The following is a 6600-nucleotide window of genomic DNA, read 5'->3' as shown; positions in this document are numbered from 1 at the left end:
AGAACGGCCCAATTATTCGATGAATTCGATTAAATAGGTCAACTATTCTCACGAATCCATCGAATAATTCGACTCGTTCTACTGAAATTTATGCTCGAAAGCATAAGTCCGACAGGCTCCTAGAGATCAGGCATTACAAGAAGCCAGGGCCGCACTCACAAGAATTCAAAATAGAATTAACGCTCAACCTGGCTTAAAAGCAATGATGCAAAGTCCCCAACAGGATGCTTTGAGAGTACTAGTTAATAAAGGGTCTCTGCAAATCAAGATTGAAGTGTCGCCGGTCTCTCGCGGAACTCTCCACCCCGTGCTATCTATGGACGTCAGAGAAAGTGTTGAGGATCTTTTAGGGTTTGCTTCCATAGCGGTTGAATCAGTACCTGACTTATACGGTGGAAAGATCTGTGCAGCACTGGATCGTCAGCACCCCCGGGACCTTTTTGACATAAAATTATTACTGGAAGCCGAGGAACTGACCCAGGATGTTTTTGAGGGTTTTATGGCGTATCTTATTAGTCATCCCAGACCCATGTCTGAATTGCTGGCTCCCAACCTGAAACCTCTTCAACCCGTATTTGATAATGAATTTGCTGGCATGACGACTCAACCCATCTCAGTGTCGGACCTCACAGAATCAAGATTTTTATTGCTATCAAAGCTCAAATCTTTCATGACACCTAAAGAGGCTGAATTTCTTATATCGATCAAGAAGGGAGAGCCCGACTGGTCATTGTACTCATACCAGGCAATCCAAGACCTGCCTGCGGTCAAATGGAAGCTATACAACATAAAAAAAATGCCGGAACGCAAGCACACTCAAGCTCTCAAAAAACTAAGTAGTGTATTGGATGACTGGCTTGACTGACCGGCACCATTAAGAGGACTGGGCCTGTACCCACCCTCTTCTTTTATCAAAAGTGTGCAAAACAGGCAGTTTTGCTTCAGATTGAAGCCCTGTATCAAGTAAAATGTTCCACCTTTGTGCAGATATGAAGCAGTTCAAAGAATAATGCACTGATACAGTGCCTTCAAAGCCATGAGCTGAGGATGACAACAGAGCGGGATAGGAAGTCCTGAAATAGCGGTATGAATACCCATCAGCCATGCACGACTGAAATAATTTTTCCCTTCGAGGGGAAGAAAAATTATTTATGGTAATAAAAGAGGAAAAGAACACATGAAAATGATCTCTGCAATCATCAAGCCATTTAAGCTGGATGATGTCCGCAATGCACTCAGTGAAGTCGGCATAGACGGTATGACCGTCACCGAAGTGAAAGGGTTTGGTCGTCAGAAAGGTCATACAGAACTGTATCGTGGTGCAGAATATGTGGTGGATTTTCTGCCCAAGGTAAAGCTGGAGCTGGCCGTATCGGATGAACTGGCTGATCGTGCTATTGAAGCCATCATCAATGCGGCAAATACCGGCAAGATTGGTGACGGTAAAGTCTTTGTCACTCCTCTGGAACAGGTCGTTCGCATCCGAACGGGCGAAACCGGAGTCGACGCTATCTAAACGTGTTTCATTGTCGCCAATAAAAAAGGATAAGTTCGGAAAGAACAATGAATACCCACAAAAGATACCATTGCTACCTGGCTTCTGCTCCTTCCCTGCAGTAGCCAGCGCAGATAAAACCTATTAGTGACACAGACCACCATCTGCAAAAATTATTTGGCGCGATCCTGCTGGACGGATAAGTAATGACATGGCTACTCATGTCGCTGGTGGTCTTACATTCCCCCCTCTGATTAACTACAACAAGTTGACTGCCATCACTACAGAATCCAGTGGTTTTCCATGTGGTTCCATGTAAAATGAGGAGTGTGATCATGCAATTCACACAGGATCAATAATAACAATGTTTCGGATAGCCATTGACGGCAAAAGTGATATAGGCCGTATAAGGGAAGAGAACGAAGATTCATTATACTGGCTGACAAGTAATGAAGACGCCTTTTCTCTGATTGTGGTTGCAGACGGCATGGGCGGCTATCATGGGGGTGCCAGAGCCAGTCAGCTGGCCGTGGAAATTATCTCCCAACGATTACAGTCTATTCAGTCCAGTACCTTTTCTTCCTGCACACCCCAGCAGCAACCCATGATTCTTAAGTCTGAAATCTTTCAGGCCATTACAGAAGCCAACCAGCGTATTCTTGAAGAGAAAGTAGCCAATCCCCAGTTGCAACAGATGGGCACGACCATTGTGGTGGCCGTCATCTGGCAAAACAAACTGGTGGTTGCCAATATTGGAGATTCCAGAGCTTATCTCTGGGACAGCCGCTACGGGCTGAAACAGCTGACCCGGGATCACTCAGTGGTTCAGAACATGATTGATAGTGGGGCTCTTTCAGAAGAAGATGCCCGCACCAGTAATGTCAGAAACCAGTTAACTCAGGCACTGGGAGTCGGTCCTACAATAGACCCAAGAATTTCTGAGTTTGAGCTGACGGGCGACAGTATTCTTTTATTGTGCAGTGACGGATTAACCGAATACTTTGATAACGACGAAATTGAATATGTGCTCTCAACCCACCGACCAGCATTGGAATGCTGTTATCGGTTAATTGAAGAAGCCAATCGTCTGGGCGGTAAGGACAATATTACAGTTGCCATTGCTGAATGCTGTCAGGTCAGTCAAGAGATGATTACTGAGCCCAACAGTGACAAAACTGTCCCCTACTCTGCCTGAAAGCCCGACCTGAACCTGCCGCCTGATTCATCAGGGAAGAGTAACATGCGGCATGGGTCAGCCATAAAGTAAGTGATATAAAACATTTATTTCTCTGCGTCCTGTGTGTCCCATACTTCATAGATAACTGTCTGAATATTTCAAAATCATCTTTTTAACTTCTTACCGACTCTCTGATAATTATTTTTCCTAAAAATAGTGTCACAACCGGAGAGTACTATGAAAATACTATCCCTGTCCCTTGTCGGGCATGTTGGCTTTTTCTCAAAAGAATTTAATGATCGTCACTCGAGAAAAACCAATAATCAGCCCACTTCAGACACGCCTGCTCAGAGAAGAAGACAGGCACTTAATCTACTTTGCAATAAGAAAGAATTTTTCTGAGAAGCCATTCAAGGGTACCCTCATTGAGTAAAAAGTATCGTACCAGTCAGGGTGCCCTTGCTCTCTGGCAGAAAGTCTGCCAGCAACAAGGGTTCAGCAGTATTGAACTGGAGGCCGGGCAGTGCTCAATCGTAGAACTCACTGATCCCGAGATGGGATTAACCACAAGAGGCAGTGGCAAAGGCAACACAAAAGCAGAAGCACAAATCAGTGCCTCCTATGAAGCCTTCGAACTCTTGTGCTGTCAACGTCAAAGCCTGAGAACCGATGAGCAGGTTGAGTCGTTAACACTTCATACCATAGAAACAAATTCATTCAGGTTGCTTGGATTACCACAGCACTTCTGCCCCGAGTTTCTTGATAAAAACAACGAGTACTATGCAAAGCCCCTACCCTACTTACCATTTAGACAGGAGATAAATGGCGATCCAGAAACAGCATTTATGCCCATGGCAGCAGCAGAATGGAGCTACGCATCTAGCTGCTCCGCTACTATGAAAAATTATTACGCCCGCTATCTGTTTATGGCTACCACCAGTGGTGTGGCCAGCGGACTGAATTATGACGATGCTCTGGTACATGGAATAACTGAACTGATCGAGAGAGACGCACTGGCTGGATTTCTTATTCGGCACTGTTTGCAGCGAAAGCCCGCAAGCTCATTACAAACTTCAAATTTATCAAAAGAAATTCGGAACATAATGGCACGCATTCAAAAAAATCACCGTTGCGATATAGAATGCTTCAGCATGCCCAACCGATATAATATTCCAGCTTATATCAGCGTTGCCAACCAGCAAACGACCCCCTGGATATCCGGAAAAGGTGCCAGCATTAACCGTGAACATGCTCTGCTTCGTTCACTGCTTGAAACTGAAGAGATGCTGGAATATAGGCGAGTTTATGGTCAGGAAGAGGATCAAAAATATCAAATCGCGTGCCAACAGCTGCAGGAATGGCCCAGCCTGAAGCCTTGTATAGATATTGATTTCATAAGATCCGAAGAGAAAGAGACGTTTCAGGATCAGCCTGACAGTGAGCAGCCCTACAACCACAATGCTTTACGGCAATTAAAAACACTTTTAGTTCACCATGGCGTTAAGGTCTGGGTCAATGTTGTTCGTGAAGAATCACCCGTGGTTCTCAGAGTCCATATGGAAGGAATGGATGAGTTCTTTGCCGTCAAAGATGGTGTTCCTGTCATGCCTTTGCAAAGCAGTTTCCTATAAAAGAAAACCCTTCAGACCAAAAGTCTGAAGGGTTTATTAGACGACCACAATGGGTGAATTAAGAACCTGAATTAATAGGTTTCTTCTTCCTCCTCTTCACCCGCAGCGGTAGCATCTGAAGGCAGAGCCTGGATAGACGTCAAACCATTCTCAACCAGCAGGAAATCACCTTCAAGAGGTAACGCCACACCTTCAGAGCCTACGTTGAAGTTGTTCAGCTGGGTAAAGATGGCCGGATCAACACTGCCCAGTTCATCTGCCAACTGCTGCGAGGTAGTCCTGAATGCAGACAAAGCTACTGCTTCGTTGATGGACAACAGTTGGTCACCCACACTGACTACTTCAGGAGTAGCATCAGTGAAGACCGGTGATACATAAGTGGCAGAAATAATGTTCACCTGACCATCAGTAGTACTGTCGATAACAAACTGATTCACCTGATCACCCACTTGGATTAAAGCCGTAAAGTTGGTGGTTTTAGCAACAATATGTGGCTCAGTGGTATCCTTGGCCACAGCGTAAATATTCCCGGTATTACTGGTCAAGTTTGCAGTACCCGCCCCTCCGTTCGCTTTTACATAGTTAACATTAAGATCACCGGAATTAGCGGTAAAGGTGACATCTCCCGATTGACTCACAGCTCTATCAATCGTCAGGGTATCCGTAGACGCTACATCGATACTACCACCTGCAGTGGCATTGATATTGGTAACGTCTGTGGTTCCGCTAATAGTGCTTGATTTATTCAAGGTCAACAGATCCAGAGGGCTGGTGTAACTGATGGACTTGTTGATAGCACTTGGAGTTCCAATAGAGCCTACAGAGAGGTTAACAGCAGAATCAGTCCACAGATCCAGTGTACTCAAGGTGTGAGTCAGGTTCTCAAAGCTACTGAATGCAAACTCGCCCAGTTTTGACGTTGCAGTGGTTAACTCCCAGCTAAGCCCCTCCGTTCTGTTGACGAGCGTATCGCTGTCATCACCACCGACCAAACTCTCCAGAGAAGTCAGAGCACTGTCGACGTAAACGGTATCGTTACCAGCGCCGGTATTGATGCTCTTGATACCGGTGAAATCTACACCATAACTATTCAGCGTGTTGTTTCCGGTCCAGGTAATGGAATCATCACCAGAAGAACCTTTAACAGCACCTTTGGCAGCCAGGTCATTGACCTGCTCAATCTCATGGAAAGTCATGCCCTGAGCAATGATCTGGTTATCGCCATTCAGTGTCCACTGTTCAGCACTGTTATTACTGATAACCTGATCAACACCGTCTCCGGCATAGATCATACGAATACCCGAGATGGCCATTCCCTTGGTTGCCAGAGGCTTATCACCAGTTACTTCATATGTTTCATTACTGCTGATGCCTCTCAGTTCGCTGTTTTCTCCTTCAGGATCAGTACTACTGGCCACTATGGAACCAACATTTGTCATACTGATCCCTGCTGCAGAAACAGTGTTATCGCTATCCTGAAGCTGCCAGGTCAGATCCGTACCTGAAACAGTGTCTGAATGATCAGAGCCTCCGGAATAAGCAGTGACATCTTCAAATTGAATGCCAGCTACATTGGCTTTCTGAGTGTCGGTGATCTGAGCTGTCTGCGTGTTTCCAGATGCGTTCGTTACAGCAGCGGTGGAACTGACAACATCAACATTAGACAGAGTATGTGTGGAGCTCCTAAGGGCATTATTGCCCGTCAAACTCCAGTCTGAATTATTGTTATCAACAATAGTGTCTGTTACAGCTTGATTTGTAGAGCCTACATAAGTGGTGCTTCCATCAAAGTTGATGTCAGCAAATGACAAGCTTGAAACACCCAGCGTTACCGTCTGATCAGCGTTTGTACTGTTGGCCACAGTACCAGTACTTACAATACGACCTGTACCATCAATCACAACGTTGTAATTGGTAGAACTGGCAAGGTTGTTACCCGACACCGACCAGTGACCGTCATTCTTGTCGGTGATGTCTCCCACGGTATTCAACTGGTTTACATTGCTCAGGTTATGAGTCGTGTTACTGAGTGCCTGATTACCCGTCAGATCCCAGGCATTGCCTATATTATCCGTCACGGTATCAAGGGTAGAGGCCCCACCAATGTAGGTTTTGCTTCCCGCGAAGGTCATACCGGCAAGCACCAGACTGTTGGTGTTGAGGTCAACATTCTGGTTCGCATTACTGTCGTTGGTCACGCTGCCAGTGGTGGTGATCTGGCTGCTGTTATCAACCGTCAGATCATTAGTGCTGCTGTAAGCACTTTGGGTGCCTTTAACTGCCCAACCCTGATTAGT

Annotated in this window: 4 protein-coding genes and 1 pseudogene; 4 read left to right on the top strand and 1 reads right to left on the bottom strand. The window is 45.7% G+C overall.

Annotation, left to right across the window (positions count from 1 at the left end):
* Window positions 1-130: 130 nt before the first annotated feature.
* From ACR2PX_RS09835 to ACR2PX_RS09820, 4 genes and pseudogenes are all read left to right on the top strand, one after another.
* Window positions 131-865, top strand: a pseudogene (locus ACR2PX_RS09835) (nucleotidyl transferase AbiEii/AbiGii toxin family protein); the annotation flags it as partial.
* A gap of 312 nt (window positions 866-1177) precedes the next feature.
* Complete coding sequence (locus tag ACR2PX_RS09830; protein WP_433999183.1) at window positions 1178-1516, top strand: P-II family nitrogen regulator; 339 nt, start codon at window positions 1178-1180, stop codon at window positions 1514-1516.
* A gap of 343 nt (window positions 1517-1859) precedes the next feature.
* Window positions 1860-2690, top strand: coding sequence for a Stp1/IreP family PP2C-type Ser/Thr phosphatase (locus ACR2PX_RS09825; protein ID WP_433999182.1), 831 nt, complete (start codon window positions 1860-1862; stop codon window positions 2688-2690).
* Window positions 2691-3097: 407 nt separating this feature from the next.
* Complete coding sequence (locus ACR2PX_RS09820) at window positions 3098-4303, top strand: YcaO-like family protein (RefSeq protein ID WP_433999181.1); 1206 nt, start codon at window positions 3098-3100, stop codon at window positions 4301-4303.
* 71 nt (window positions 4304-4374) lie between these two features.
* Here the strand turns inward: ACR2PX_RS09820 and ACR2PX_RS09815 are convergent.
* A partial coding sequence (locus ACR2PX_RS09815; protein ID WP_433999180.1) for a beta strand repeat-containing protein occupies window positions 4375-6600 on the bottom strand: 2226 nt, incomplete at its 5' end.

Origin of the sequence: Endozoicomonas sp. (genome assembly GCF_051008435.1) — a bacterium.
Lineage (GTDB): Bacteria > Pseudomonadota > Gammaproteobacteria > Pseudomonadales > Endozoicomonadaceae > Endozoicomonas_A.
The sequence above is the reverse complement of the archived record's forward strand: the minus strand, read 5'-3'. Positions and strand labels throughout refer to the sequence as shown.

Excerpts from the sequence above, each read along its gene's own strand:
- ACR2PX_RS09830 (WP_433999183.1), top strand. The coding sequence starts at position 1,178 with ATGAAAATGATCTCTGCAATCATCAAGCCATTTAAGCTGGATGATGTC.
- ACR2PX_RS09825 (WP_433999182.1), top strand. The coding sequence starts at position 1,860 with ATGTTTCGGATAGCCATTGACGGCAAAAGTGATATAGGCCGTATAAGG.